19 protein-coding genes are annotated in these 26,676 nt (G+C 61.6%); 9 read left to right on the forward strand and 10 right to left on the reverse strand.

Going from position 1 to position 26,676, the window contains the following annotated elements:
- Positions 1–19: 19 nt before the first annotated feature.
- Both C4J94_RS05885 and C4J94_RS05890 read right to left on the reverse strand, forming a co-directional pair.
- The gene (locus C4J94_RS05885; protein ID WP_124385315.1) at positions 20–2,437 is read right to left on the reverse strand and encodes a glucose/quinate/shikimate family membrane-bound PQQ-dependent dehydrogenase; all 2,418 of its coding nucleotides are present in this window, start codon (positions 2,435–2,437) and stop codon (positions 20–22) included.
- A gap of 436 nt (positions 2,438–2,873) precedes the next feature.
- Complete coding sequence (locus C4J94_RS05890) at positions 2,874–4,892, reverse strand: TonB-dependent receptor (RefSeq protein ID WP_124385316.1); 2,019 nt, start codon at positions 4,890–4,892, stop codon at positions 2,874–2,876.
- 171 nt (positions 4,893–5,063) lie between these two features.
- On the opposite strand from C4J94_RS05890, the gene C4J94_RS05895 reads away from it, so the two are divergent.
- Positions 5,064–5,297 carry a VF530 family DNA-binding protein gene (locus C4J94_RS05895; RefSeq protein WP_024073644.1) on the forward strand — a complete coding sequence of 78 codons (234 nt, stop codon included), beginning with the start codon at positions 5,064–5,066 and terminating at the stop codon, positions 5,295–5,297.
- A 4-nt stretch (positions 5,298–5,301) separates the two neighbouring features.
- Positions 5,302–5,922, forward strand: a complete 621-nt coding sequence (locus C4J94_RS05900; RefSeq protein WP_124385317.1) for a Pr6Pr family membrane protein — start codon at positions 5,302–5,304, stop codon at positions 5,920–5,922.
- A gap of 119 nt (positions 5,923–6,041) precedes the next feature.
- Here the strand turns inward: C4J94_RS05900 and C4J94_RS05905 are convergent, their stop codons facing one another.
- Both C4J94_RS05905 and C4J94_RS05910 read right to left on the reverse strand, forming a co-directional pair.
- Complete coding sequence (locus C4J94_RS05905; protein WP_124385318.1) at positions 6,042–6,815, reverse strand: siderophore-interacting protein; 774 nt, start codon at positions 6,813–6,815, stop codon at positions 6,042–6,044.
- Positions 6,812–7,348 (reverse strand): PadR family transcriptional regulator, encoded by a 537-nt coding sequence (locus C4J94_RS05910; protein ID WP_124385319.1) that lies wholly within the window; start codon positions 7,346–7,348, stop codon positions 6,812–6,814. The genes C4J94_RS05905 and C4J94_RS05910 overlap by 4 nt, the downstream gene beginning before the upstream one ends.
- A gap of 547 nt (positions 7,349–7,895) precedes the next feature.
- Here C4J94_RS05910 and C4J94_RS05915 point away from each other — a divergent pair.
- The 5 genes from C4J94_RS05915 to C4J94_RS05935 all read left to right on the forward strand — a co-directional run bounded on the left by C4J94_RS05915 (position 7,896) and on the right by C4J94_RS05935 (position 13,608).
- A complete protein-coding gene (locus tag C4J94_RS05915; protein WP_124385320.1) occupies positions 7,896–8,393 on the forward strand; it encodes a CS1 type fimbrial major subunit in 498 nt (165 codons plus the stop codon).
- Positions 8,394–8,513: 120 nt separating this feature from the next.
- The gene (locus C4J94_RS05920; RefSeq protein ID WP_124385321.1) at positions 8,514–11,033 is read left to right on the forward strand and encodes a CS1-pili formation C-terminal domain-containing protein; all 2,520 of its coding nucleotides are present in this window, start codon (positions 8,514–8,516) and stop codon (positions 11,031–11,033) included.
- 26 nt (positions 11,034–11,059) lie between these two features.
- Complete coding sequence (locus C4J94_RS05925) at positions 11,060–12,304, forward strand: hypothetical protein (RefSeq protein ID WP_124385322.1); 1,245 nt, start codon at positions 11,060–11,062, stop codon at positions 12,302–12,304.
- Between the two features lie 69 nt (positions 12,305–12,373).
- Complete coding sequence (locus C4J94_RS05930) at positions 12,374–13,132, forward strand: molecular chaperone (RefSeq protein WP_124385323.1); 759 nt, start codon at positions 12,374–12,376, stop codon at positions 13,130–13,132.
- Between the two features lie 5 nt (positions 13,133–13,137).
- On the forward strand, positions 13,138–13,608 hold the full coding sequence (locus tag C4J94_RS05935) for a CS1 type fimbrial major subunit (protein ID WP_124385324.1): 471 nt from the start codon (positions 13,138–13,140) through the stop codon (positions 13,606–13,608).
- Between the two features lie 222 nt (positions 13,609–13,830).
- On the opposite strand, the gene C4J94_RS05940 is transcribed toward C4J94_RS05935, so the two are convergent.
- Complete coding sequence (locus tag C4J94_RS05940) at positions 13,831–16,938, reverse strand: transglycosylase domain-containing protein (protein ID WP_124385325.1); 3,108 nt, start codon at positions 16,936–16,938, stop codon at positions 13,831–13,833.
- Between the two features lie 437 nt (positions 16,939–17,375).
- On the opposite strand from C4J94_RS05940, the gene C4J94_RS05945 reads away from it, so the two are divergent.
- Complete coding sequence (locus C4J94_RS05945; RefSeq protein ID WP_124385326.1) at positions 17,376–18,788, forward strand: amino acid permease; 1,413 nt, start codon at positions 17,376–17,378, stop codon at positions 18,786–18,788.
- 86 nt (positions 18,789–18,874) lie between these two features.
- Here C4J94_RS05945 and C4J94_RS05950 read toward each other — a convergent pair whose 3' ends face one another.
- Positions 18,875–20,008 carry an OpgC family protein gene (locus C4J94_RS05950; protein ID WP_124385327.1) on the reverse strand — a complete coding sequence of 378 codons (1,134 nt, stop codon included), beginning with the start codon at positions 20,006–20,008 and terminating at the stop codon, positions 18,875–18,877.
- A 173-nt stretch (positions 20,009–20,181) separates the two neighbouring features.
- Positions 20,182–21,801 (reverse strand): FMN-binding glutamate synthase family protein, encoded by a 1,620-nt coding sequence (locus C4J94_RS05955; RefSeq protein WP_124385328.1) that lies wholly within the window; start codon positions 21,799–21,801, stop codon positions 20,182–20,184.
- Positions 21,802–21,985: 184 nt separating this feature from the next.
- On the opposite strand from C4J94_RS05955, the gene C4J94_RS05960 reads away from it, so the two are divergent.
- Positions 21,986–22,477 (forward strand): hypothetical protein, encoded by a 492-nt coding sequence (locus C4J94_RS05960; protein ID WP_124385329.1) that lies wholly within the window; start codon positions 21,986–21,988, stop codon positions 22,475–22,477.
- Positions 22,478–22,499: 22 nt separating this feature from the next.
- Here the strand turns inward: C4J94_RS05960 and C4J94_RS05965 are convergent, their stop codons facing one another.
- Genes C4J94_RS05965 through C4J94_RS05975 form a run of 3 tightly spaced genes read right to left on the reverse strand, consistent with a single transcriptional unit; the run spans position 22,500 to position 26,667 of the window.
- Positions 22,500–23,879 carry an ATP-binding protein gene (locus C4J94_RS05965; protein ID WP_124385330.1) on the reverse strand — a complete coding sequence of 460 codons (1,380 nt, stop codon included), beginning with the start codon at positions 23,877–23,879 and terminating at the stop codon, positions 22,500–22,502.
- Positions 23,876–25,702 carry a DAHL domain-containing protein gene (locus C4J94_RS05970; RefSeq protein ID WP_164485556.1) on the reverse strand — a complete coding sequence of 609 codons (1,827 nt, stop codon included), beginning with the start codon at positions 25,700–25,702 and terminating at the stop codon, positions 23,876–23,878. Before C4J94_RS05970 ends, C4J94_RS05965 begins: the two co-directional genes overlap by 4 nt.
- Positions 25,699–26,667 (reverse strand): cytochrome-c peroxidase, encoded by a 969-nt coding sequence (locus C4J94_RS05975; protein ID WP_124385331.1) that lies wholly within the window; start codon positions 26,665–26,667, stop codon positions 25,699–25,701. Before C4J94_RS05975 ends, C4J94_RS05970 begins: the two co-directional genes overlap by 4 nt.
- Positions 26,668–26,676: the final 9 nt, after the last annotated feature.

Consider the following 26,676-nt stretch of genomic DNA (forward strand, 5'->3'; position numbering starts at 1 on the left):
GTTTTGCCGCCGGTTTTGCTTAATCCGGCAGTTTGAACGCCATCACATAGTCACCCTGCTTGGTGCCCAGCGAGCCGTGACCGCCGGCCATGACCAGCACGTATTGCTTGCCGTCCTTGCCGGTGTAGGTCATCGGGGTGGTTTGCGCGCCGGCTGGCAGGCGGCCTTCCCACAGTTGCTTGCCGTTTTTCACGTCGTAGGCACGCAGGTACTGGTCGAGAGTACCGCTCAGGAACGCGACGCCACCTGCCGTGGTGAAGGTACCGCCCAGGCTAGGCACGCCCATGGTCAGCGGGATCGGAACCGGCGAGCTGTCACGCACGGTGCCGTTCTTGTGCATCCAGATGGTTTTGTGGGTGGTCAGGTCGACCGCGGCCACATAGCCCCACGCTGGCGCCTGGCACGGCAGGCCCATCGGCGACAGCAGCGCTTCGAGGATCACGCCGTACGGCGCGCCTTTGTTCGGCTGTACGCCTTCGGTTTCGCTGACGCGTGGGCCTTGCTTGGCGATCTCGGCAGCCGGGATCAGTTTCGATTTGAACGCCATGTAGCTTGGGTTCACGAACGCGATCTGGCGAACCGGGTCAACCGAGATGCCGCCCCAGTCGAACACGCCGAAGTTGCCTGGGTACACGATGGAGCCCTGCAGCGACGGCGGGGTGAACGGGCCGTCGTAGCGCATCGACTTGAAGTCGATCCGGCAGATCAGTTGGTCGAACGGCGTCACACCCCACATGTCACGCTCCTTGAGGGGCGGTGGCATGAAGTTCAGGTCGGACTTGGGTTGGGTAGGCGAGGTGCGGTCGCCCGCGACTGCGCCCTGTGGCACCGGGATTTCATTGATCGGCACTACCGGTTGGCCGGTGGCGCGGTCGAGCACGTAGATGCTGCCTTGCTTGGTCGACGCCATCACCGCTTGCTTGACGCCGTCAGCGGTCTTGATGTCGATCAGCGAAGGCTGGCCGCCCACGTCCATGTCCCACAGGTCGTGGTGGGTGAACTGGAAGGTCCACTTCACGTGGCCGGTGTCGATGTCCAGGGCGGTCAGGCCGGCGGCGTATTTTTCGGAGTCATCGGTACGGTCGCCGCCGTACTGGTCGGGCATCTGGTTGCCCATCGGCAGGTACAGCGTGCCGAGTTTTTCATCCACGGCGAACATGGACCACATATTCGGCGAGTTGCGGGTGTAGGTCTTGCCCTCGGCCAACGGGGTGGTGTCGTCCGGGTTGCCGCTGTCCCAGTTCCATACCAACTTGCCGGTGTGCACGTCGAACGCGCGGATCACGCCGCTTGGCTCGTCGGTGGAAACGTTGTCGGTGACGTGACCGCCGATCACCACCAGGTTTTTGGTCACGGCCGGTGGTGAGGTGGAGTAGTAACCGCCTGGGGCGAAGCTGCCGATGTTGGCGCGCAGGTCGACCTGGCCTTTGTCACCGAAGTCTTCGCACATCTTGCCGGTGTCGGCGTTCAGGGCGATCAGACGGGTGTCGGCAGTCGGCACGAAGATGCGTTTCGGGCAGGCATTTGGCGCGGCGGCCGGGCTGGCGCTGCCGGTTGGGCTCTGCTCGGAGGCGTAGACGGCGTCATCGTGGTACGACACGCCACGGCAGGTCATGTGCGCCCAACCCTTGAAGTTCTCAGCACCCTGGGTGGTGATCTTCGGGTCGAAACGCCAGATTTCCTTGCCGGTGTCCGGGTCCAGGGCGATGACCTGGCTATGCGGGGTACACACGTACAGCATGCCGTTGACTTTCAGCGGGGTGTTTTCCGCGGTGGTTTCACCGGGGTCGCCCGCGCCAGGAATGTCACCGGTACGGAAGGTCCAGGCCGGCACCAGCTTGTGCGAGTTTTCCGGGGTGATCTGCGCCAGTGGCGAGTAACGGTCACCGAAGGCCGAACGGCCGTAGGAATTCCAGTCACCATCGGCCTGGCTCGGTGCGGCGCTGGCCATGCCTGGCACTGCATCGCGGTCCAGTTGGCCGGTCTTGACCATTTCACCCGGGTTGGTGAATTGGCTGGCCAGGGCGGTAGCGCCCGCCAGCACAACAGCCACGCTCAGTGCACCGGTGCCCAGCGGCGCGGCTTGACCACGCAGCAACGGACGGCGAAACCATGGCAGCAGCATGACGATGCCCAAGGCGAACAACAGGGCCAGGCGCGGTACCAGTTGCCACCAATCCAGGCCGACTTCCCACAGTGCCCACACGGTACTGGCGAACAGCACCAGTGCGTACAGGCCCAGCGCGGCGCGGCGGGTGGCCAGCAGCAATACGCCGGTCAAGGCGATGCCGATACCGGCCAGCAGGTAATACAGCGAACCGCCGAGCATGCTCAGCTTGACGCCACCGGCCAACAAGGCCAGCCCCATGATCAGCAACAAGACGCCTAGCAGCCTGGGCAGCAGGCGGCTTGGGCTTGAGGCACCATCAGTGCTCATAGTGTGTTTCTCCGTTACGTTGGAATTATGTAGCCCCGTGCTTCACTGTAGATGACGATTCGGCGCGGGCTTGGTTCATCGTTATTTTTGGTTTTTCCCCTGAATAACCGGGTTATCCACGGGCGGGTAATAAAGCCCCAGGCGCAGGTCGATTAAGACAGCGCTGTCTTTGCGTGAAGGGAAGTTTCGGCAAATTGGGGTCGACCGGGAGGTGAAGCGTTTCAGGTTGTTGCGAAGGATAATGCGGCGGGGCGCTTAGAGAAAGGGTGAATCGCAAGATGCATCATTTCAGATTTGGTAACAGTGACTAAGTGTCGCTGCAAAAATGAGTGTGGGAGGGGGCTTGCTCCCGATAGCGGTCTGTCAGTCTGGCATGTGTCGACTGATAGATCGCTATCGGGGGCAAGCCCCCTCCCACAAGGGGTTCAAGCGTTGGTTAGAAGGTAGTGCGGATGCCGAATTGCACACTGCGCCCCGGTGCCGGCGCAATGTCGCGCAGGATCGAGCTGGCATAGCGCACGGTTTGGTTGGTCAGGTTTTCACCGTTGACGAACGCCAGCCACTGGCTGCTGCCGACATTGAAGTGGTAACCCGCGCTTGCGCCGAGGGTGGTGTAGCCGTCGGTGCCGTTTTCGTTGCTCGGCACGCGCCCCTGGCCGGCGGCATGTTCCACGTCGATGCGTGCCTGCCAGCGATCCAGCTCCCACAGCAAGCCGCTGTTCAGGCGCAGCGGGGCGATGCGCGGCAGGGCTTCGCCGGTGTCCAGGTTGGTGGCGCGGGTGTAGTCGCCCGACAGTTCCAGGGCGAACTTGCCGTAGGCGCCTTCGCCGAGTTTCCAGTGATCCTGGGCTTCGAAGCCGGCGAAACGTGCGCGTACCCCGGAGTAGGTGTATTCGGGAATACCGCCCGCTTCCTCTTCACCTTCATCGTTCAACGTACGGCCCGTACCGAGCAAGCCGATGTAATTGGAGAAGCGGCTGTAGAACACACCGAAGCTGCCCTTGTGGGTGCCAGTGTCGAAGCGCAGGGCCAGGTCGCTGGACACCGCTTTCTCTTTGGACAGGTTTGCATCGCCCAGTTCGTAGGTGCCGGTGGCGACGTGAGCGCCATTGGCGTATAGCTCGTAAAACGTCGGTGCGCGCTCGGTGTAGCCCAGGGTGGCGGCCAATGACCAGACCGGCGTCAGGGTGTAGACCGCGCCGGAAGACAGGCTGCCGGCGGTGAAATCACTGGTCTTGTCGGCATTGGCGAAGCGCGCGTTGCCCTTGGCATCCGGGTCGACGCTGGTGTGTTCCAGGCGCCCGCCGAGGCTGAGTTTGAGGCGCTCGGTGGCTTGCATTTCCTCGAGAATGAACAGTGCGCCGGCGTTGGTATCGGTCTGGGGCACGAAGGCCTCTTCACCCAGGGCCGAGAATTCGTTGCGGGTCACTTGTGCGCCGACCACGCCGTCGAACGGCCCGATCCGCTGGTGGCGAGCTTCCACCCGCGCTTCATAGCCTTTGTTCTTGAACGTGGTGCCGGTCTCGCCGCCTTCGATTTCGCGGTGCTGGTAGTCGGTGTAGCCCGCGTCGACTTTTACCGAGGTAAACGGGCCTTGCAGGTTGCGGATCTCGGAGGCGAATGCGTAGTGCTCCTGCTGCATGCGGATGCGCACGTCCTGTTCGGCGGGGGAGCCGTAGTTGCTGTCGTAGTTGCTGTAGGACAGCCCCGCGTAGCCATCATCCCAGGTGTAGGACCCGCCCACTGCGCCGCCATCCTGGCGCCCATCGCTGTTGCCCAGGCGCCCGTTCTTGCCGGGGCCATCGTCGGATTCGGGGGCATGGCGGCTGCGCGCATAGCCCGGGATTTTCAGGTCGTTGAATTCCCGCGCATTGGCGTCCAGGTGCAAGGCAAAGGTGCCGTCGCCGGCTTCCAGCTTGCCCGCGCTGCTGCGGGTGGTGTCGGCGCCGCCGTAGCGCAGTTCACCGGCACCATGAATGCCTTCGATGGCTGCGGTGGGGATGCGGTTGTCGAAAGTATTGACCACACCGCCGATGGCACTGCCGCCGTACAACAAGGCCGCCGGGCCACGTACGATTTCAATGCGTTCGACGTTGATCGGGTCCAGCGGCACGGCGTGGTCGTAGGACAGTGACGAGGCATCCAGCGCGCCCACGCCGTTGCGCAGGATGCGAATGCGGTCGCCGTCCTGGCCGCGAATCACCGGCCGGCTGGCTCCCGGGCCAAAGTACGAAGACGACACCCCTGGCTGCTTGTTCAGGGTTTCGCCGAGGCTGCCTTTTTGCTGCAGGGTCAGGTCGTCGCCTTCCAGTACCGTGGTGGGCGAGGCGAGTTGTTCGCTGCCCAATGGATTGCCGGTAATGATTTGAGGTTGCAGTTCCAGCGCATGGGCTTCGGAGCAGATCAACAGGGCGGCGGCGAGGGGCGACAGGCGCCAGAGACAGGAGCGGGACATCGGACATTCCTTGGCAGGAGCTTGATAAGTGTTGTTACAATATAACATCACATTTTCGGCTGGAAAGGGGAACTTTTACCGACGCGCTATATTCAATCCAGTGCTTCCACCGTTACGCCCCGTCGGCTAAGGTGCGCGGCTGTGTTTCCTCTCTCGCAAAAAAGGCCCGGCATGACCGCGACAAGCAACGACCCGCTCCACGGCGTGACCCTGCAACACGTCCTCACCACCCTGGTGGAGCACTACGAATGGGCAGGCCTGGCCGAACGCATTGATATCCGCTGCTTCAAGAGCGACCCCAGCATCAAGTCGAGCCTGACCTTCCTGCGCAAGACCCCTTGGGCCCGAGAAAAAGTCGAAGGCTTGTACGTCAAGCTGATGCGCACCAAACGCCCGCTGGATTGAACGCGTGAAGCGTTTTGTCGCGGTGGCTGCGTTGTCCGGTTGGGCGGGGTTGGCAATCCAGCAATACCTGATCCTCTATTCGCGCTGGTCCAGCGACGCCAGCCTGCTGGGCGGATTGATCAGTTTCCTGAGTTTCTTCACGGTGCTGACCAATACCCTGGTCGTCGTGGTGCTGAGCTATTGGCTGGTCAAGCGCGAATCCGCCGCCAAGCGGTTTTTCCTCGCGCCTGTGATCAGCAGCGGTATTGCCGTGAGCATCGTCGTGGTGAGCCTGGCCTACAACCTGTTGCTGCGGCACTTGTGGACCCCCGAGGGCTTTCAGTTCATCGCCGATGAATTGCTGCATGACGTGATGCCGGTGCTGTTTCTGATCTACTGGTGGCGGTGCGTGCCCAAGGGCACCTTGCGGGTCAAGCACATTGCCGGGTGGGTGATTTACCCCTCGGTGTACTTCGCTTATGTACTGCTGCGCGGGCATTGGCTGGGGCAGTATCAATACCCGTTCATCGATGTGGGCAGCCTGGGTTATCCACAGGTGTTCGTGAATGCCGGGGGGATTTTGCTGGGGTTTATTGTGATTGCGCTGGCGGTGGTAGGGCTGGATAACCGCTTGAAATCGCCCTGAATTTTAAAGTGGGCACAGTCAATGTGGGAGGGGGCTTGCCCCCGATGGAGTGTCAGTGAATGCATCAGTGACTGACAAACTGCCATCGGGGGCAAGCCCCCTCCCACATTTTGACCGCGTCAGGCTGGTTCCTCTTCACTGCCTTCTGCCCGCCAGTAACCCACGGCCTTGAGGTACTCTTCGTTGACCTTGTGGGTGTCGAGCAACACCCGCCGCACCTGGCGCGACAGCTTGCTCTCGGTCGCGACAAAGCTGTACAGCGTGCCTTCGGGCAGTGTCAGGTTGCGCACGGCCTCGAGCAGGTCGCCCTGGCCGCGCACCACCCAAACAATTTCGACGTCCGCAGCGCTCTCCAGCACCTGCCGTTCCTCTGCATCGGCAATTTCAATCACCGCCAGCACCTTGCGCCCGGCGGGGAGTTCCTCCAGGCGGCGACCGATCGCGGGCAGGGCGGTTTCGTCGCCGATCAGCAGGTAGCTGTCGAAGATATCCGGCACGATCATCGAGCCCCGTGGCCCGCCGATATACAGGTGCTGGCCGACTTGCGCCTGCTCCGCCCAGGTGGACGCAGGGCCGTCGCCGTGCAGCACGAAATCGATATCCAGTTCGCCCCTGCTCAGGTCGAAGCGCCGTGGTGTGTAGTCGCGCATCGCAGGTTGCGGGCCGTCACCCTTGATGCTGAACGTCGGGCTTTCCAGAGCTGCTTGTTCGGCGGCGTTCTGTGGAAACAGCAGCTTGATGTGATCGTCACTGCCCAGGCTGATGAACCCCGCCAGTTCCGGGCCGCCCAGGGTGATGCGACGCATGCGCGGGGTAATGTCCTCCACGCGCAGGACTTGCAGGCGGCGGCGTTTGATTTCGTGAGTCACGCGATGAATGGTTTGTGTGTTCATTGGTCTTTCCCGTCGGCAATGGCTTGCGCGGTGCGGTTGAGCAGCGCCGCGACTCGCGTGATTTCTTCCGGGCTCCAGCGCCCGTGGTGCGAGTGCAAGGCGTGGCGCAGGTTGTGCACCGCCTCGTGGATTTGCGGTGGCCGGTCCTGGCCGCGCAGCGAGCGCTTGCTGACGTCAATGCGCATGCGAACGCCATCCAGGGCAACGGCTTGTTCGCTCAAGTAGAGACGGCCGGCGTCAGTGATTGTGTAGCGCTTTTTTCCGCCCTCGGCGTCGCCGCTGATCAACTCGCTCTCCTCGAGAAAGGTCAGGGTAGGGTAGATCACGCCGGGGCTGGGGCTGTAGGCGCCATCGAACAGGCTTTCGATCCGGCGGATCAGGTCGTAGCCATGGCACGGCTGTTCGGCGATCAAGGCCGGCAGCAGCAGTTTCAGGTCGCCTGGGGCGAAAACGCGTGGTCCACGCCCGCCGCGTTCACGGCCCATGCGTTTTTCGAAGCCGTCGCGGCTGTCGTGGGGAGGGTGCTCTCTCATGTCTTCTGTGCTCGTCGATAGGTTTAGATACAACTTAAGATATATCTTTAGCTTGGCACAAGCTTTCCAGACCAACGGTTGGCCTCGCGTCGTGCGGGCCGGATCGACTCGCAGCAGTCTTGTCAATTGCAATAGTTGGAAGTTGCTCCATAACGGTTTAAAGTAATCGCTCATTTGGCTTGGACATACTGTGTTTGAAGTCTAGGCGTGTAGACACTTTGACAATGAGGCATGCTTGTCATCTGTTTCTTACAGAAAGATAGTTCCGTTATTTATGCTAATTTAGAGTATGTAGGTGGGTTCCTACGGATATAAATAAAGTTTTGGCAAAGTGCCATCTTTTTCCCGCAAGCCCAGCATATTCTGGCTACGAGCTAATGCGAAGTACCTTGCATACCTGCATTTGAATTCAGTGGATTATTGTTTGGCGTTGCAGCGACTCAACTAACTGAGTGCAGCGCGGTTTCGTTGTAAGTCCTCTAAAGCCTGGTGCTTTTATTAAACTTACCGACGAGTCTCTCACTGTTTACAACTACAGGTATTGACCATGTTCCAGAAGTTTGCATTTGCCGCCTCCCTGACGGTTGTCGCGTTGAGCACCTCGCCGGCTTTTGCCGCCGGTGAAGCCAGCCACACTGTCAATCTCAAGGCAAACATCCCGACCACCGTGTTCCATGCCCAGCCGCGTGATCCGAACTGGGGCCGTGACGAAACCATGAGCTACAACCTGGTGAGTGGTGAGTTGGCGCCTTTGACTGCGATCTACGACATCCGCAACACCAACGGCTCGGTGCATGCCTACATCGAAGGTGGCCCGGCCGTACTGTTCAATGGCGACACCACTCAAAACATCCCGCTGACCACCACCCTCAACGGCGTCACCCTGACCGGTACGCCAAAGGAAGTGGTTAACGAAGCGGACTCCACTCCAGGTGTCAGCGCAGAGATGCGCATCGCCGCTGCCAAGCCGAACGCTACCCAGCGTGGTTCGTACACCGCGGTGATGCCGGTGGTATTCGACGCTGTATTGCCTGTAGGGCCTTGATGTCGATGCAGGCCCGCTGAGCAAACGCTTGCGGGTCATTGACAGGCCGGTGGGGTCCCTCTCCTCCATCCCGCCGGCCTGGTTTTCACCCCGTCTCTTGGCCTTCAGAGTATTCCGTTCATGTTCCCGATGACTCACATCGCGGCGGCGCTTGCGCTATTGATAGGTACGAGTGCACTGGCAACCCAGGCCAACGCCGCCTCGACTCCCGGTAGTCTGATCACCCAGGCCCAAGGCTTGCCCTCGGGCTTTGCCGAGCATTTCTTCGATGTGCCGCTGGCCGTGCGCATTGACCTGGACCAGCAACCGCTGGGCGAAGCGCTGATCGTATTGACCCAGGATGACCGTGTCAGCCTGCTGGAATTTACCGACACCGCCGACAGCAAAGTCCCGGTCGCCACCCGCGACACCTGGCAAGCGATCCTGGAAAAAGGTGTGGCCCTGGGCGCCTGTACCCAGTCGTGCCCGCAGCAACTGGTGTCGGCGTTCTACAACCTGGAAAGCTCACAGCTGTCGATCATCACCCAGAACGTGGAGCGCAGCGACGACGCACCGCGCTATTACGCGCAGCCCGAAAACGGCAGCCTGGGCTTGATCATCAACAACCAGCTCAACCTCAATGGTGGTCAGGAGCAGGACCTGGGCGGGCGTTACGGCCTGCAAGCCAGTTCCAGCGTCGGCAACTGGAGCCAGGTGTTCAACCTGCAACTGGCGCGCCAGAGCGGCGCCGATGAACCCATGCGCCATGCTATTCATGAGCTGTATACCCAGCGTGAACTGGAAGGCAATTTCTTTCGCCTGGGCCATTTCACCCCCAATTCCGATGGCCTCACCCGGCAACTACGCAGCTTCGGCGCCAGCCCCGACACGGCGGTGGGCGCGATGTACGGCAGTTCCGACAGCCTGGCCATCAACAACCCCAAACCCAGCGTCTACCCGATCTACGTCACGGCCAATCGACAGGCTGCGGTGGAGATCTATCGTAACGGCCTGCTGATCAATACCCAGGCGGTGGCGTCCGGTTTGCAAACCCTGGACACACGCCCGCTGCCCGGCGGCATCTATGAAGTGGAAGTGCGCCTGATCGAAGACGGCCTGACCGTCAGCACCACCCAGGAGCTGGTCTACAAGCCCAGCAACTGGCGCAATGCCGAAGACCGTTGGCGCTACAACGTATTCGCCGGGCGTGAGACCAAACTGTTCAGTAACTGGGACGAACAGGCCTCGGGTTCGATCACCGCCGGTGCGTCCATCAACTACCTGCTGCACCCCAGGGTGATTCTCGGACTGTCGGCGCGCGAGGTGCGTGAACAACTGCAATATGGCGGCTCGGTGGACTGGTCGGTCGCCAACAACGTCAACGTCTACGCCAACGTTTTCCAGACCCAGGACCACGGCACCGGCATGGACCTGCAAGGGCTCTACACCTTCGGCGCCACCAACCTGGTGTTCAGCCACAACCGCAGCTGGCTCGACACCCGCGACACCTACGAAACCCTGCCCGACGGCACCCGTTTGCGGCGCAATACCTTCGTCGGCAAGACCAGCAACAGCGCGCTGTCAGTCAACCACCGCATCGATTCGAAAAACTCGCTGAACATGCGCGTCTCCCACAGCGAAGGCAATGTGGAAGGCGCCGGTGTCGACCTGGGCTGGAACCGTCGCGACACGTTGCTGGGCAGTGATGCCAACTGGCGTTTCTCCCTGTTTGACCGCCCCGGCAGCGGCAGCACCAACGACCGGCGCAACCGTGGCGTCGACGTGACCTTGAGCCTGGCCCTGGGCACCGATGGCCGCCAGGTGTCCGGCAGCATCGGTACGCGCACTTCGCGTGATGGTGGCCGCGATAACAATGCCTCCGTGACGGTGCGCCAGGATTTGACCGACCACGTGCTGCAAAGCGTTTCGGCGACGGCGATTACCGACACCTACGGCGTGGGTCTGTCGAGCATGGCCAGTTTCAGCACTGAAGCGGTCAGCGGTGACGGCTTCATACAGCGCAGTTCCTTCAACGGTGAGTTCACCGGTGGCTTGAACCTCAACAGCACGTTGGTGGCCGGAGCCGGCAAGGTCTTGCTGAGCAGCCAGTACCAGGGCCACGGTGCGGGCATGATCGTTGACCTCGAGACCGACCTGGACGCCATTACCCTGCGTGCCGATGACTTGAGTGGCGGCAGCGTCGTGCTGCGCCCCGGTCGCAACTATGTGCCGGTGTCAGCGTACAAGAGCAGCACCGTGTCGTTCGACTTCGAGGGCAATTACCCACCGGCGGCGAATATCCAGCCGGCGCGTTCCACCTACCACCTGAACAAAGGCGGCGTGGACTACCGCAAGGTCACGGTGATGAAAACCGTGACGGTGCTGGGGCGCTTGCTCAATGAGCAGGGCGTGCCGTTGCGCGGCCATCAGGTGATCAACCACGCCAGCCGTGGGGTCAGCGAAGTCGACGGGTTCTTCTCCATGGAAATGAGCGCCAGCGCGCCGACCCTGGAAGTGCGCTACCAGAACCAGTTGCTCTGCCAGTTCCGTCTGGACCCCGCCAACGCGCCGAGTGAAAACGACGTGCTGATGATCGGCGACCTGCGTTGCACGCCGGACACCCTGGCCGAAGCCACCCACAAGGCCGAAACCGCCGGATGACGGCGGCTCGGACCCTCGGAGTTTTTATGAGTGTTATCACAGCAATCAAGCAGGCCCTGGTGCCGGGCGCATTGGCCCTGGCGCTGGGGGCGTTCAGCCAGCCGGCGCTGGCCATTGTCGAGGATATCTCGGCAGTGTTTCGTCCCGACCCTACCAACCCGATGAGCAACAAATTCACCAATACCACGCCGCAAAGTGGCTTGTGTCCCTGGCATGTCCCTGCAAAATGTGAAGCGGTCAATACCTTCAGTATTCGTAATACGGCGTTCAGCGCCACGTCGAATGGAGCGATACCGGCTTTTCCTGAAGACCCGCGCAAGAGCGCCTATTTCAAGGTGCCTTCAGCCTTTCGCGACCTGCAAGTCACCCACCGCGCCACCGGTAGAACGGAAACGGTGCAGATGCGAATTGCCGGTATTGGTGCCAGGTGGAACATTGCCTATCCCCCAGGCGTATCGGCCTGGGCCACCCCAGGCGTTGGTTGGGCGACCTATTGGTATGGCGCGCCGGCACCTTGCAATCCGATCAATTACTACGCGGCGAGCAGCAGTTTCGCGCTGTTTTTCTGGATCGTTCCGGAAAACGCCGGGGCCTGCAGCGTGACCAACGGGCTGGAGATTCCATGGCTCAGCTATAGCCATCTTGAATACGGCTACGAACTCAAGACTCCCAATCCCCTAGGCATGGACACCGGCATCTACGAGGGCACCATCAGCTACACCATGGGGCCAGGCGCTGACCTGGACTTCGGCGACACGATGATCCCCAACGACGCCGTGCTCACCTTCAACTTCACCCTTACGGTGGAGCACGTGCTCAAGGTCGACCTGCCACCTGGCGGCAATCGCATCGAGCTGCTGCCCGAAGGCGGCTGGCAAGCCTGGCTCAACCAGGGGCGGCGCCCGGCGCGGTTGTTCCGTGACCAGACCTTCACCCTCGCCGCCAGCTCGCGTTTCAAGATGAACCTTGAGTGTGGACTGGTGATCGGCAACACCTGCGGCCTGCGCAACGATGCAGGTGACGAGGTGCCGGTGCAGATCGCCGTCAGCCTGCCCTATGGCGTACGCGACCAATACGACCAACCGGTGAACAAACTGCCGTTGCGCCTGGACGGTGTGGGCTCCGAGTTGTTCCAGCCCATCTATTACCTGGATAACCGACCGGCCAAATTGCATTTCGAGGTAGGCAAGGACGACGTCGGCGAAATGCTCAAGGCGCCAGGCACCACCTATACGGGCACGGCCACGGTGATCTGGGATTCGGAAGTCTAGCCGGCCGGCCAGTATTCGCAGTACCGGCCTCCCGTGGAGGCCGCGTTCAATCAATGAGGCGTAGCAAACATGAAGCATGCAGTGTTATGGGGCGTTCTGCTCCTGGGTTCCTTGAGCGCCCACGCCGGGCCGGCGATCAACGTCGGCGTGGTGTACGACTACCTGGAAGGTGACCGCAGTTCCTACCTCAAGCGGGTCTTCAACGGTGGCACCAGCACCGCGTTCATCAAGGTCAATGTGCTGGAAATTATCTACGACGCCGACGGTACCTCCAGGGAAGTGCCGGTGGCCTCGCTGACCGACGAGAAGGGCGCCACCACCAGCCGCGACGGCCTGATGGCCAGCCCGGCACGCATGATCGTGCCGGCCAACGGGCGCCAGGGCACGCGCCTGTTGTACATGGGCGAACGCGACAAAGAGCGCTACTTTCGCGTGCGTTTCATCCCGGTGGTGCCGGAAAAAAGCGATGACTTTGCGGTGACCGACCAAGAGCGTGCCGACTACAAGGACAGCCTGGCGGCCGGTGTGAACATCATGGCCGGCTACGGCACGGTGTTTTTCGTAAGGCCCAAGGACACGCGCTTCGACACGCAAATCAGCGACAGCGCCAGCCAATACAAACTGCGCAACACAGGCAACAGCGTGGTGGTGCTCGATGAGTTCCGCGATTGCGCCAAGGCGAAAAAGTCCGACTGCCTGCCCACCACCAAGCACCATATCCTGCCGGGCCGCGAGCTGGTGTTCGAGAAAAAGCCCGACCGTCAGTTCAGCTTCCAGATGGTCGAGGGGCGTGACAAAAAACTGATGACCGTCAACGATAACGGGTGAGCCTGATGTTCAAGCAACTGACACTGGCGGCGCTATTGATGGGCGCCACCTCGGCCTGGGCGATCCAGGAACGCGAGACCTTCGACATATCGGTGACCATCCCGCTGCACGAGGCTTATGTGCTGCCGTCGGAACCGGACTGGATGGGCCAGGAACAACTGCTGCCCTGGAACCTGGCGCGTGCCGAGTTGGGGCGCCTGCGCAAGAACTTCGACGTGAAAAACCTCGCCGGCGGCGTCGCTGCGCGGTTGGGGGACACGCCCTATCTGGCCAGCCCCCGCGACCGTATCGAGCTGCGTGTGCTGTTCAATCAAGTGCCGTTGAGCCTGGACGCCGCCGAAGTGATCAGCGCCGACGTGGCGCGCTCGGGCACCCGTGCGGTGCTGGACATCGCCGCCATCGAGCCCGAGGGCGGCTACCAGGGTGGGGACTACTTCGGCACGGTGCATCTGGTCTTCGACTTTCTGGCGCCCTGAACCTGTGACGACCTAAATGTGGGAGGGGGCTTGTCCTGATGCCAGTCAGTAAGGCTTTTTGTAGGAGCGAGCTTGCTCGCGAAGAACTCAGGGCCCCCGTGTTTATCCAGAATGAACGCGTTGCCTGGGCGTTTTTCGCGAGCAAGCTCGCTCCTACATTGAACTTTCGCTTAACTGATTGGCGTTAGGGCAAGCCCCCTCCCACATTTGGACTGCGGATCATCAGTTAGAGAGGGCAGCCATGCTTGTCGTGGGCAAGCACAGCGTCTGGCCGCCCGGCTGCAAATACGGCAGCAGAATCGGTGCCATGCCCTTGAGCACTTGCACCGGCAGTGCCGAGGTGAAGGTGAATTGCTGGGCCTGGTTGCCGGGTACGAAGGCGGTCAGGGTGCCGAAGTGCCGCTCGCCCAGGTAGAACACAAAGGTGGCGGTGCGGTTGATCGATTTCGAGCTGATCACCCGCCCACCGGCGCCCATCGCTTCAATACGGTTGTCACCGGTGCCGGTCTTGCCGCCCATGGCCATGGGCGTGCCGTCGGCCAGCTTGAAACTGCCCGACACGCGCTTGGCCGTGCCCGCATCCACCACCTGGGACAAGGCGCCGCGCAACGCGACGGCCACCTCGGATGGCATCACCCGTTTGCCCGAGTCGGGGTTGTTGACCAGGCGGGTGTCATAGGGCGTATCGGCGGCAAAGTGCAGGCTGTCGATGCGCAGCACTTTGCCGCGTACACCGTCGTTGAGGATGATGCCCATCAATTCGGCGAGGGCGGCGGGGCGGTCGCCCGAGCTGCCGATGGCGGTGGCGAGGGACGGCACCAAGTGGTCGAACGGATACCCTACCGCCTGCCAGCGCTGATGAATATCCAGGAACGCTTCGACCTCCAGCATGGTACGGATGCGGCTGTCGCGTGCGCCTTGATGGCGGCTCTTGAACAGCCAGCTGTAAACCTCCTGGCGTTCGAACTGGCTGGCCTTGACCACCTCGGTGAAGGTGGCGTCGGGGTGGTTGAGCAGGTAGCCGAGCAGCCAGAGGTCCAGCGGGTGAACCTTGGCGATATAGCCCTGGTCGGGCAAATCATAGGTGCCGGGGCCGTAGTCGGTGTACAGGCGTTCCAGGCGTTCGTCGGTGAGCTGGGTGCTGCCCAGGTGTGAGCGCACAAAGCGCTTGAACGTGTCCGGATTGGCCTCGGGAAACAGATAGCGGTGTACGGCGGCCAGGCGAATGGCGGTGGGGTGCAGGCTGTCGAGGAAGGTGTCCAGGCGCGCCTGGGTGTTTTTCTTCTGGTACTTCTTCCAGAACTTGAGCAGAAAAGTGGTGCCTTCGCGGTCGGCGAACCTGGCCAGGTATTCCTGGCGCCGCGGGTCGCCGTCATCCTTGAGCAATTGTGCACTGTTATTGGCGCCGGCGTAGGTAACGTAACGCTCCAGGTCGCGCATCAGGCGAATGAACGGCAGGTTGATCGACTCGCGCAGCGCATCACGTAGCGTGGGGTTGCGGCCATTGTCCTGGCTGCGGAAGTTGTGGAAGTAGTGCATGCCGCCGCCAGTGAAAAAGCCTTCGTTGGGGCTGGCTGAGTAGGTGCGGTCAAGGGCCGCTTCGAGCATTTTGCCCAGGGATTTGTCCGGGGCCTGGATCAGGTAGTCGACGGCCCAGCGGCTGAGGCGGTCCTGCTCGGCGATAGCGGTTTTCTTCAACGTGGCGGGTGTTTGCGCGGCATAGCGATCATGCAGCTCGCTGATGATTTGCAGGTAGGTGGTCAGTACCCGCAGCTTGGCGGTGGAGCCCAGTTCCAGTTTGCTGCCTTCGTTGATATCGAACGGCTGGTCAGTGTTGTCGGTTTGCACGCGCACCCGCGAACCTTCTGCGGTCAGTTCGAACAGGGTGAAGCTGTAGCGCACCTGGGGCGTGCTGGCGGCTGTCAGCAGGCGCTCGCCGAGCAGACCGGTCTGGCCCGCGAAGGTGGGGTCGGCCAGTTGCTTGAGATAGGCAGTGACCTGGCTTTGCAGCTCGGCCTGCAAGGTGCTGGTGGCGGACAGGTCCAGGCGGTCGAGGTCGTAAAGCGGGCGGTTGAGCAGGGCGGCGACACGACTGCGGGCGACACTGATGCCCTTGTTGGTGTCGATCGGCTGCAGTGTCGGCTGCTGCTGCCAGTCGCGGTAGGTGACCCGGGCGGCGAGGGCCGCGTTGAGCAGCGCGGAATCGATCACGGCGTTTTGCGCGAGCAGGCGCAGGTGGCTGTCGGTGAGCTGCGCCAGTTCATCGCGACCATTGCTCAAGTAATGGGAGGGCCGGCGTTGGGCGATCATCAACGACAGCACCTGGCGCAAGGCCAGGCCGCGTGCGCTCAGGCTGGCTGGGGTGTTTGCGCTGTCGGCCAGCGCGCGGTTGATCTGGGCGAAATCGGCGCCGTACCACACCCGCAAACCTTCGGCCATGCCGTGCACTTCACCGTGGCCGGGCACGGCCGACAAGGGCACGCTGTTGAGGTAGTCACGCACGATGTTCTGCCGGGCGACGAGGGTATCGGGGCCTTGCTGGTAAGCGCGCGCACTGGCCGATAGCATCTGGCGGATCTTCTCGCCACCCGAGAGGGTCAGGCCCTCCGGCGAGTGCCGGTATTTCTCCAGTTGCGTCGCCAGGGTGCTGCCGCCCGCCGTCTGCCCCGGCAGATGCAACTGGCGTGCAACCTGTGACCACGCCGCCTTGGCAAAGCGTGGCCAGTCTACCGCCGGGTTGGCCTGGGGCGGATCGGGGTCGAGCAGCTCGCGGTTCTCGATGAACAGCAGGCTCTGGACCATCAGCCCTGGTATGTCGCTGAAGCGCTTGTACAGCTGGGTAGGGTAGTTGTACTGATACAGCGGCGCGGCCCGGCAATCGGTGATCGACAGGCCAGCCTGTATTTTCTCCGCATAGGGGATGAACAGACCGTGACGGCTGTAGTCCATCAGCGCCTCGGAGAACCGTGCCTGGGATTGCACCACATAGTTGCGCTTGAGCAAGCGTGGCAGCCACTCGCCGAGAGCGCTGTAGCCCAGGCGCCGGTCAAACGGGCCGGCGCCGGGATACACAATGGCGTCGCTGGGGCCGGGGGCCACGGTGTAGGTCAGTTGGGTTGCCCACTGGCTGAGCAAGCGGGACTGCCAGTGGGCGGTCTGCATCTCGCGCATGGCCGCATAACCCAGGGCGAGCAGTGCCATCAACCCGATCAGCCAGAACAACCGGCGCCAGTGGTGGCTTGGCGAGGCTTTTTTCGGCAAAGGTGCGGGTAAAGGGCTGTCGTGTTCGACTTCAGCCTTGACGGGACCGGATTGCCAAAGAGCGCCCATAGTCGATTGATCCATGCGTACAGATTGATCGGACTTGTCTGAAGCGTAGACGCAGATTGCCTGCGCTACGAGGCGCGCTGAGGTTTTTCGACAAGGGCGAACCGCAACGGTCGCGGCTGCGGCCTGTCATGGCGGGCCCACCGCTGCGCTGATATGTAATACTCTGCGCCGTTTTGCACCGTGAAGGCCGGTTTAGACACGTGGAGCACACCTCCGTCGATTGGCTTTTCAGCGGGGCATATCGCCAAATTTTGCTGTTTATTGAGTGAAAAGCCCTATCCGGAGCTTTTTATACTGCATGCCCGCTGACCCGGCCGTTGACCACGGCCTGGCGGGGCTGCCCACGAGGCAGGCCCGGTCAAGCCGGCGTATGGGCCCATCCGCTCATAGGCCGAGACTCACTGGCTAACTCCAATAAAAAATGAGGTTGTATTCTTATGCCTGTCGGCAAACCACTGCCCCCTGGCGAGACCGCTCAAGGCGGCCCGCTCAAACGCGAACTCGGTGAGCGGCACATTCGCCTGATGGCGCTCGGCGCCTGCATCGGTGTGGGCCTGTTCCTCGGCTCGGCCAAGGCCATCGAAATGGCCGGGCCGGCGATCATGCTGTCCTACATCATTGGCGGCCTGGCGATCCTGGTGATCATGCGCGCCCTCGGTGAAATGGCGGTGCACAACCCCGTCGCCGGTTCGTTCAGCCGTTATGCGCAGGATTATCTTGGCCCGTTGGCGGGCTTTCTGACCGGATGGAACTACTGGTTCCTGTGGTTGGTGACCTGTATCGCCGAGATCACCGCCGTGGCGGTGTACATGGGCGTCTGGTTCCCCGACACCCCGCGCTGGATCTGGGCCCTGGCGGCGCTGATCAGCATGGGCACCATCAACCTGATCGCGGTCAAGGCCTTCGGTGAGTTCGAGTTCTGGTTTGCGCTGATCAAGATCGTCACCATCATCGCCATGGTGATTGGCGGCGTCGGCATCATTGCGTTCGGTTTCGGCAATGACGGCGTGGCGCTGGGCATTTCCAACCTGTGGACCCACGGTGGCTTCATGCCCAACGGCGTGCAGGGCGTACTGATGTCGTTGCAGATGGTCATGTTCGCCTACCTGGGCGTGGAGATGATCGGCCTCACCGCCGGTGAAGCGCGTAACCCGCAGAAGACCATCCCCAGCGCCATCGGCTCGGTATTCTGGCGCATCCTGCTGTTCTATGTGGGCGCGTTGTTCGTCATCCTGTCGATCTACCCGTGGAACGAAATCGGCACCCAGGGCAGCCCGTTCGTGATGACGTTCGAGCGCCTGGGTATCAAGACCGCCGCGGGCATCATCAACTTCGTGGTGATCACCGCCGCGCTGTCGTCGTGCAATGGCGGAATCTTCAGCACCGGGCGCATGCTCTACAGCCTGGCGCAGAACGGCCAGGCCCCGGCGACGTTCGGCACCACATCGAGCAACGGCGTGCCGCGTAAAGCGCTGCTGCTGTCGATCTTCGCCTTGCTGCTGGGCGTGCTGCTCAACTACCTGGTGCCGGACCAGGTGTTCGTGTGGGTCACCTCCATTGCCACCTTCGGCGCGATCTGGACCTGGTTGATGATCCTGCTGGCGCAGCTCAAATTCCGTAAGGGCCTGAGCCCGGCCGAGCAGGCGGGCCTCAAGTACCGCATGTGGCTGTACCCGGTCAGTTCCTACCTGGCGCTGGCGTTCCTGGTGCTGGTGGTGGGCCTGATGGCTTACTTCCCGGACACCCGCGTGGCACTGTATGTGGGGCCGGCGTTCCTGGTGTTGCTGACAGTGTTGTTCTATGTGTTCAAGCTGCAGCCGACCAATGGGGCGGTGCGTTCCGCAGCCTGAGGGCTTGCCCGCGATAGCGGTGTGTCAGTCAGGCAATGTGTAGCTGACACACCGCCATCGGGAGCAAGCTCCCTCCCACAGGGTACTCACTCCGTAACGGATAACCGGGGCGCAGTCGCCCTGCGCTGGTCCAATTGCTTGTTGAATTCCAGCCACGCCGCAAACAAGGCCATCACGACGGCCCCCACCAACGCGGTGACGATCTGCATGGCAAAGGTATCGCCGGCCAGGGCGTTGACCATGTCCGCCAACGGCGCCAGCACGACGCCCAGGCAAAACACTTCCAGTGAGTAACGCCCCATCCGTCCCAGTTGCCGCGCCAACGAGTGTTGCGTCCAGCCGACACCGGGGAGCAATTTGGCGGTGACATAGGCCAGGGCCAGAAAGTGCAGCAGGCGCACGGGTGACAGGTCGGTCTTGCTGATGGGATATAACCATTCGCCGATCAGGCTCGGCATCCACGCATCGTGCACCTCGGGCCAACGCCACGACAGGGTGATCACGCAGCCCGTCACTACATACATCGCAGCCGCTAGGAACAGCGGTTGACGCAACACCGGCCGCTGTTCAGCCGGGCGCGCCGAACGCAAGGCTGCTGCGCCGCCGAGGATAAACAGGCACTGCCAGGTAACCGGGTTGAAATACCATACTCCACCGTTGCTGGCCGGCAGGTTCCAGCCCTGCCAGGGCGCCAGTAGGTAGACCGCCACCGAAATAGCCACCGCTACCCTCGGCACACGCAACAGCAATGGCAGCGTGAGCGGCAGGCTGAGAATCAGCACGATATACAGCGGCAGTGGGTCGGTCAGGTTGGGCTTGAACCGCAGCAGCAGCTCATCGACCAAGGCCTGCTGGGTGTTGTTGAGGAAATGCTCCAGGCCCATCTCCTGCACCAGGTCGCGGGTTTCGATATGGCTGTTGGCGAAAATCACGATGCCCATCAACAGCGCCAGCAGGAAAATGTGCACGACGTAAAGCGTCCACACCCGGCGCAGTATCTTCAAACAGGCATAAAGATAGCCGTCACGCTGCAGGATCTTGCCGTACGCCAGCACCGCCGCGTAACCGGCCAGGAACACGAAGATTTCAGCGGCGTCACTGAACCCGAAATTCTGCACGGTGACATTGGCCAGGGGATTGTGGGGGACGTGATCCCAGAAAATGAAGATCAACGCCAGACCCCGAAAAAAATCGATGCGCGGGTCGCGTCCGTTCAGCATGGCAGCGGGCTCTTGAACAAATTGTTGAGTGAAGGTTGGCGAGCGCGCGTATTGTCGTACGCCGCACGTCGGGCGGGCGCAGGTTGGCGGTATTTGTAAGCAATTGCAAAGGCTGGGTATTACTGAATGTCTCTATGGCCTGCCCGTGGCCGGGCAGGCATCTACCGTGAGAATCAGGCGGCGGCTACTTCATGCGGTTCAAAACTGTCCGCTCGCGCCATCTGCCACATCCGCGAATAAAATTCGCCGTTCACCTCACCGGTGAGCAACTCGCCCGGTTTGAGGAACACATGCAGTTGCGAGAACAACTTGATCTCGGTCGCCGACATGCGTCGTACCAAGTGCTTGGCCGATAACTGCGACGGGTGGTCCAGGCCGGCCGCGGCGAGCATTTCCGCCAGGGCGTGAAGGGTATTGCGGTGGAAGTTGAACACGCGCTGGGCCTTGTCCGGCACCACCAGTGCCCGTTGGCGCAGCGGGTCTTGCGTGGCGACGCCGGTCGGGCACTTGTTGGTGTGACACGACTGCGACTGAATGCAGCCGATGGCAAACATGAAGCCGCGCGCCGAGTTGGCCCAGTCGGCTCCGATGGCCAGCACGCTGGCGATGTCGAAGGCACTGACGATCTTGCCGCTGGCACCGAGCTTGATCTTGTCGCGCAGGTTCAGGCCCACCAGGGTGTTGTGTACGAACAGCAGGCCCTCGCGCAGCGGCACGCCGATGTGGTCGGTGAACTCCACCGGTGCGGCGCCGGTACCGCCTTCCTTGCCGTCGACCACGATAAAATCAGGAAGGATGCCGGTTTCGAGCATGGCCTTGGCAATGCCCATGAACTCCCAGGGGTGGCCCAGGCAGAACTTGAACCCCACCGGTTTGCCGCCGGACAACTCGCGCAGTTGAGCGATGAACTGCATCATCTCGATCGGCGTGGAAAACGCGCTATGACGTGACGGCGAGATGCAGTCCTCACCCATCATGATGCCGCGGGTGTCGGCGATTTCCCGGGTGACTTTATGCTTGGGCAGGATCCCGCCATGGCCGGGTTTGGCGCCCTGGCTCATCTTGATTTCGATCATGCGCACTTGCGGGTTTTGCGCTTGCGTGGCAAAGCGGTCCGGGTCAAAGCGGCCGTCACTGGTGCGGCAGCCGAAGTAGCCGCTGCCCAGTTCCCAGGTGAGGTCGCCGCCGTTTTCGCGGTGGTAGGGGCTGATGCTGCCTTCGCCGGTGTCATGGGCGAAGTTGCCAAGCTTGGCGCCCTGATTCAGCGCACGAATGGCGTTGGCGCTCAGCGAGCCGAAACTCATCGCTGAGATGTTGAACACCGAGGCCGAGTACGGCTGCGTGCACTGCGGGCCGCCGACCATCACGCGAAACGCGCTGGGGTCGCTCAACGGTGCGGGCCGCATGGAGTGACCGATGAACTCGAAGCCCGACTGGTAAACGTCGATCAGGGTACCAAAGGGTTTGTCGGCGGTTTCGTTCTTGGCGCGCGAATACACCAGTGAACGCTGGGCCCGTGAGAAGGGCAGGGCATCGCTGTCGGATTCGAGCAGGTACTGGCGGATTTCCGGGCGGATGGCTTCAACCAGATATCGGATATTGCCCAGGATCGGGTAGTTGCGGCGCACGGCGTGGGGGCTTTGCAGCAGGTCGAAAAGGCCGATCAGGCTGAGGATGCCGGTGACTAACGTGATGGGCCAGAGCCATTCATGGTGGATAAAGGGCAAGCTGGCGAAGGTGAACAGGATGCAGACGGCAAAGAACGCGTAACGGCTTAGTAACGACAGGCTCATACGGTTTTCCTTGGTTCGGACTCTCGAGGTCGATCTGCCATTCTGCGCCTCTACGGAAACAACGGACAAGGATCGAAGGCTCTGGGACGTGATTTGCACCGGCGCAACCCATGGAACCGATCAGCAAAAGCCGGCCACTAGTGTGCAGGACGCCCGCTTTTTCATGCCCTTGGAGTCATTGCTCATGCCGATCACGCCTGCTGCTTCCACTCATCCCATCATCGATCAGCGCCCGCACGGAGCGATTGCCCGTGAGCAGTCTGTCGCTCAAACCAGGCATCGGATGCAGCCCGCTCAGCATGACGCTATCCATGGGAAGCCCCACGGCACCCAAACGGGAAAATTCCAGCGGTTTGCCGCTGAAGTGGGCAAGAACCTGTGGTTTATCCCAGGCATGAGCAACGTATTGCTGGGGGCGGCAAAGGCCAAGCCAGGCCTTGACGGCGTTGTCAGCGGGGCGCTGGACGGGTTTCACAAAACCCGCGAAGACGGTTTTGACAAGGCGCTTCTGGGGGCGGCCACCGGGGACTACTCGGCTATCGCCACCGGTTACCTCGATGCGGTGATAAAGAACGAAGCCACCCCTGAGTCGGTCAAGAAAGCGTTGCGCGAAGGTTCCGGCCTGTTAAGCCTGGCCGCTATGCTGCGTCAGCAAAAAACCACGCTGGGGGCTTGATGCGCAGAGCCGGCGGCGTGCCCTACGCCGCCGTCTGCCGAATCGGCAGCACCACGCGAAACCTGGTGCCCTTGCCCACTTCACTGCTGACCGAGATATCGCCCCGGTGTTTCTTGACGATGCCGTAAGACAATGACAACCCCAGCCCGGTGCCTTCGCCCACCGGCTTGGTGGTAAAGAACGGGTCGAAAATCTTCTGCACGGCTTCGGGGGCAATCCCGCAGCCGTTGTCCGCCACTTCCAGCCAGATGTTCTCGCCATCCACGCCGTTGCTGATCGTGATGGTGCCGCGCTCCGGGCCCATGGCCTGGGCCGCGTTGATCACCAGGTTCATCACCACCTGGTTGAGCTGCGAGGCCAGGCATTCGATGTCCGGCAGTGGCGTGTAGTGCTTGACCACATCGGCTTTGTACTTGAGTTCGCTGGCGACGATGTTGAGCGTTGAGTCGATGCCTTGTTGCAGGTTGGCGAACTGCCAGGTCTGGTCGTTATCCACCCGCGAGAAGTTTTTCAGGTCTTTGACGATCTGGACCACGCGGCCAATGCCGTCCTTGGACTCGCGGATCAGCACCGGGATGTCTTCCTTGAGAAAGTCCAGTTCCAGGTCCGTGCGCAGTGCCTTGAGCCGGTCGCGCTGGTCCTGCGCCGGGATCAGTGCTTCGCTGTGTTGATAAGCCTCCAGCATCTGTTGCAGCTGGTTGAAGTAGCTGTCGAGGGTGCTGAGGTTGGATGAAATGAAGCCTACCGGGTTGTTGATCTCGTGGGCGACGCCGGCCGCCAGTTGCCCCAGTGAGGCGAGCTTCTCCGACTGCACCAACTGGCTTTCCAGGTGTTTGCGCTCGTCGATCTCCAATTGCAACGCCTGGGTGCGTTGTTCCACCAGTTGTTCCAAATGTTGCGTTTGCAGGGAAGCTCGCCGGGCCATGTCCCATTTATTGGCCAGGGTATTGGCCATTTGCTGGACTTCGATGTTGTCGAACGGCTTCTTCAGGATCAGCAAGCGGTCATAGGCGTTCAGGCGAGACAACAGCTCGTCCCAGGAGTAATCCGAGTAGGCGGTGCACACCACGACTTGCAGTTCAGGCGCGACCTTCCACAGTTGCTCGATGGTCTTCGCGCCGTCCCAGCCCTGGGGCATGCGCATGTCCACGAAGGCCAGCGCGTAAGGGCGTTGTTCCGCCATGGCAGTGGTCAGCAAGCCCAGGCCTTCTTCGCCGCCGTAAGCGCAATGCAGTTCGAACGCCTGGGCTTGCGGCTTGACGGCATCGCCAAACAGCGCCGACTCCATGTCGTCCAGCGCCTGGTTGGTTTGCGCGCTCGGCATCAGGATCTTGCGGAAATCCTCATGGATGGAGGGGGTGTCATCGATCAGCAGGATGCGCCGGTTGGGAGGCTGGTTCATGAGGTACTTCCGGCAAGGGTCAAGGGAATCGTCAAGGTAAACACCGCGCCAAGGCCCGGCCCGTCGCTGTGCGCCGTGAGTTGGCCATGCATTTCCACGGCGGCCAGGGCGCAGCTGTGCAGGCCGAAACCGTGGCCTTCCTTGCGGGTGGTAAAGCCGTGGGTGAAGATCCGTGTCATGTTCTCGGTCGGTATGCCTTCACCATCGTCCTTCACACTGATTTTAAGGGTCTCGTCACCTACCTGCTCGACCCTCAGGGTGATTTGCCGTGGCCGCTCGGAAAGACCGGACATGGCGTACTTGGCGTTGCTGATCAGGTTGACCATGATCAGCAGCAGCCGGTGTTTGTCCCCCAGAATCTGCGGCACCGGCGCGTACTCCTTGACCACCGTGACGTGGTGACGACTCAGCGCGCCGGCGTTCATGCGCAGGGCATCGTCCATCAAGGTGCCGATATCCACAGGCTCCAGCAGTGTGGAAACGCCAGCATAGGATTGCTGGGTCGAGACGATGTCCTTGATGTGGTCGACGCTTTTGCTCAGTTGCGTCAGCTCATCGCTCATACCTTGCTGCTCGACGGCAATCGCCTCCACCAGTTGGTTCAGGTAGCCCGGCAGCAATTTGCCTTTTTCATCCTCGGTAAGGAAGGTGCCCAGGTCGCCCTGATGCGCGTTGATCAATTGCATGGCTTTGCCCAGGCCCTGGGCCTTGCTGCTGCGCAGCTTGCGGCTGACCAGGTCGGCGGAGATATTCACGCTGTTAAGCACGTTGCCGACATTGTGCAGCACGTTGGTCGCAATCTCGGCCATGCCCGCCTGGCGGGCGCTGTCCAGCAGTTCGCTCTGGGCATCCTTGAGTTGTTGCGTGCGCCGTTCCACTCGCTGCTCCAGGGTTTCGTTGGCCGACTGCAGGGCGCGGTTGACGCGGTTGATTTCGGCGAAACTGCGCAGCAGGCGCACCGCCAGGTAGAGCAGCAACACCACCAGCAACGTCGAGAACACCAGCAGGTAGCGGTGGTACTGATGATCGATGAGGTCGGCGGCCTGCTGGTCCTGATCGAGGTGGGTGGTCAGCGCATCGAGGCGCTCGGCCACGGGCACGGCAGCAATGCGCTCAAGCAGGCTGTTGACCAAGGGCTGTTCGCGCAGGATCAGCGAAATATGGTTACTGAGGATGTCCACCGGCGCCCGGAACTCAACGGGCAGGCTCTGTTTGTTGATCGCCAGTTTGCCCAGGCCCACCAGGATATCGGCGGCGCGCTCGTCGCTGGTGACCTGGGCGAACTCCAGGCTGCTGAGCAGCAGGTCGTAGGTGTCGGTGGCCACGCCCTGCAGTTGCAGCCGGCCTTCATCGTTCATGCTGCTGAATTGGGCCTGGATGTCGTCTTCGGCGGTGGGCAAGAATGCCAGTGAGTTACGCAACACGGCGTTGTGGGATTTGAACTGGTCCACCAGCCGGGCTTTTTCCTGGATGGCCGTCCGATACTCGGCCAGGCTGGCTTGCCAGGCCGGCAGGTCGGTCGAGTTGTGGTAGCCGTCGCGACTCTCCAATTGCGCCCCGATCCGGGTCATTTCCGTAAGGGGCGTGACCAGCGGGTCGTAGTTATGGGTAATCGCGATCCGCGCCTTGAGCACTTCGCTGTCCCATTGGGCGTTGAGCTGCTGGAGTTGACGGAGCAGGTCCCGTGACTCGGTATAGGTGGCCGTTTGGTCGCGGGACGACTTGAGGTACAAAAACATCAGCGTGGAGGCCAGAAACAGGGTCATCAGGCCAAGCAATACCTGGCTGGCGCGGCGGCGATACAAGGGTAACAGTCGTCTCATAGCGGCTTGCCCGCCCATTCGCCGGTCAGGGTCTTGAGAAACTGGATGATCAGGTCCTTGTCTTCCTGGATCGGGTTGCGCCCCAGTTGGTACTTGAACATCACATCGACCGCGTCTTCCAACGTCTTGGCCGAGGCGTCGTGAAAGTACGGTGCGGTGACGGCCACATTGCGCAGGCTGGGCACCTTGAACACATGGCGGTCCTCTTCGTCTTTTGTCAGCAGGTAACGTCCGAGGTCCGACTCCTGCGGATTACCGCGCGCCTGGAAGTAGTCGCCCATCACGCCGAACTTCTGGAACATGTTGCCGCCAATATTCACGCCCTGGTGGCAGGCAATGCAGCCGTAATCCTTGAAGCGCTGGTAACCGTACTTTTCCTGGGTGGTGAGTATCTCGGTGTTGCCTTGCAAGTACTGATCGAACCGCGAGTTGGGCGTGAGCAGCGTGCGCTCGTAAGTCGCCAGAGCGTTTTGCACGTTGGCGGCGCTGAGGCCATCGGGGTACGCCTGCCTGAAGGCGTTCTGGTAGACGGGCAGGGCGGACAGGTTCTGCACCACGGTTTCCCAGTCACTGCCCATTTCCACGGGGCTGGTGACCACTTGTTCGACCTGAGCTTCCAGCGTGTCTACCCGACCGTTCCAGAACTGCTTGAAGTTCAGGCTGGCGTTGAACACCGAAGGCGTGTTGAGTTCCACGGGTTTACCGTCAAAACCCATCGAGAACGGCTTGTTGTCGGCGCCGCCGGATTCCAGGCGGTGGCAGCTGGCGCAGGACAGCGTGTTATTGGCCGATAAGCGCGGCTCGTTGAACAATTGGCGGCCCAGCTCAACCTTGGCCGGGTCCAGCGTCGGTACCGGCGGCAGGGGTTTGAGCGCCTCGTTCAGCGGTGCGGCTGCCAGCGGCGCGCCGGTGCCTAGGCACAACGCGAAAATAAAGCCAATACAGACAGTTGAAACATTGCTCAAGCGAGCACT

It is taken from the genome of Pseudomonas sp. R5-89-07 (assembly GCF_003851685.1).
Classification (GTDB): Bacteria; Pseudomonadota; Gammaproteobacteria; order Pseudomonadales; family Pseudomonadaceae; genus Aquipseudomonas.

What these genes read in the sequence shown, in the direction of transcription:
- C4J94_RS05885 (WP_124385315.1), bottom strand. Translation starts at nt 2,437, where the DNA reads ATGAGCACTGATGGTGCCTCAAGCCCAAGCCGCCTGCTGCCCAGGCTG.
- C4J94_RS05890 (WP_124385316.1), bottom strand. Translation starts at nt 4,892, where the DNA reads ATGTCCCGCTCCTGTCTCTGGCGCCTGTCGCCCCTCGCCGCCGCCCTG.
- C4J94_RS05895 (WP_024073644.1), top strand. Translation starts at nt 5,064, where the DNA reads ATGACCGCGACAAGCAACGACCCGCTCCACGGCGTGACCCTGCAACAC.
- C4J94_RS05905 (WP_124385318.1), bottom strand. Translation starts at nt 6,815, where the DNA reads ATGAACACACAAACCATTCATCGCGTGACTCACGAAATCAAACGCCGC.
- C4J94_RS05910 (WP_124385319.1), bottom strand. Translation starts at nt 7,348, where the DNA reads ATGAGAGAGCACCCTCCCCACGACAGCCGCGACGGCTTCGAAAAACGC.
- C4J94_RS05915 (WP_124385320.1), top strand. Translation starts at nt 7,896, where the DNA reads ATGTTCCAGAAGTTTGCATTTGCCGCCTCCCTGACGGTTGTCGCGTTG.
- C4J94_RS05920 (WP_124385321.1), top strand. Translation starts at nt 8,514, where the DNA reads ATGTTCCCGATGACTCACATCGCGGCGGCGCTTGCGCTATTGATAGGT.
- C4J94_RS05925 (WP_124385322.1), top strand. Translation starts at nt 11,060, where the DNA reads ATGAGTGTTATCACAGCAATCAAGCAGGCCCTGGTGCCGGGCGCATTG.
- C4J94_RS05930 (WP_124385323.1), top strand. Translation starts at nt 12,374, where the DNA reads ATGAAGCATGCAGTGTTATGGGGCGTTCTGCTCCTGGGTTCCTTGAGC.
- C4J94_RS05935 (WP_124385324.1), top strand. Translation starts at nt 13,138, where the DNA reads ATGTTCAAGCAACTGACACTGGCGGCGCTATTGATGGGCGCCACCTCG.
- C4J94_RS05940 (WP_124385325.1), bottom strand. Translation starts at nt 16,938, where the DNA reads ATGGGCGCTCTTTGGCAATCCGGTCCCGTCAAGGCTGAAGTCGAACAC.
- C4J94_RS05945 (WP_124385326.1), top strand. Translation starts at nt 17,376, where the DNA reads ATGCCTGTCGGCAAACCACTGCCCCCTGGCGAGACCGCTCAAGGCGGC.
- C4J94_RS05950 (WP_124385327.1), bottom strand. Translation starts at nt 20,008, where the DNA reads ATGCTGAACGGACGCGACCCGCGCATCGATTTTTTTCGGGGTCTGGCG.
- C4J94_RS05955 (WP_124385328.1), bottom strand. Translation starts at nt 21,801, where the DNA reads ATGAGCCTGTCGTTACTAAGCCGTTACGCGTTCTTTGCCGTCTGCATC.
- C4J94_RS05960 (WP_124385329.1), top strand. Translation starts at nt 21,986, where the DNA reads ATGCCGATCACGCCTGCTGCTTCCACTCATCCCATCATCGATCAGCGC.
- C4J94_RS05965 (WP_124385330.1), bottom strand. Translation starts at nt 23,879, where the DNA reads ATGAACCAGCCTCCCAACCGGCGCATCCTGCTGATCGATGACACCCCC.
- C4J94_RS05970 (WP_164485556.1), bottom strand. Translation starts at nt 25,702, where the DNA reads ATGAGACGACTGTTACCCTTGTATCGCCGCCGCGCCAGCCAGGTATTG.